A 682-nucleotide genomic window follows, 5' to 3' on the forward strand; every position below is an offset into this window, starting at 1 on the left:
TCGCTTGTTGACTGGCGAGTTTTGAAAGATCGCTCAACAGGTCGCGAATCTGGTCGGATTGTCCTACAAAACCGCTCTAACTCAAGGCATAGGGACTATAGCGCTGGAACGAAAATGTTGGTAATTTTCGCCCCGGTGATCACCAGGAGTTCTAATAATGAAAAAAGTCATGCTCAAAACCACCCTTAGCCTCGCCGTTACCATGGCATCCACCCAGATCTTCGCAGCTGGCTTTGCCATCAACGAACACAGCATCAGCGGGATGGGTACTGGTTACGCTGGGCGATCCTCTTCTGCCGACGACGCAAGCACTGTTTATGGCAACCCTGCCGGCATGTCGCGCCTCACGCGTGAACAAGTCACCGGCGGTGTTGCATTCCTCGATGCCAAGACCGATATCAGCGACGCCAGCTCCAGCCCTAACGGCGGCAGCAACAAAGGCGACATGGTGCCCTTCACCTCCGTACCTATGGGCTTCTACGTCAAACCGATCGACGAGCATTGGGCATTCGGCCTCGGCGTTTATGTGCCGTTCGGCCTGATTACCGACTATGAAAAAGGCTTTGGCGGCCGTTACTTCGGCAGCAAGTCCGAAGTACAAGTCATCACTTTCCAGCCAACTGTCAGCTACAAGTTCAACGATGTGGTGTCGATCGGTTTCGGTCCGACCATCAACCGTATC

Annotated in this window: 1 protein-coding gene; it reads left to right on the top strand. The window is 53.8% G+C overall.

Annotated elements, in window-relative coordinates:
- Positions 1-157 precede the first annotated feature (157 nt).
- A partial coding sequence (locus tag HT737_RS29590) for an OmpP1/FadL family transporter (protein ID WP_182404597.1) occupies positions 158-682 on the top strand: 525 nt, incomplete at its 3' end.

It is taken from the genome of Pseudomonas sp. MD195_PC81_125 (genome assembly GCF_014060985.1).
Classification (GTDB): domain Bacteria; phylum Pseudomonadota; class Gammaproteobacteria; order Pseudomonadales; family Pseudomonadaceae; genus Aquipseudomonas; species Aquipseudomonas parakoreensis.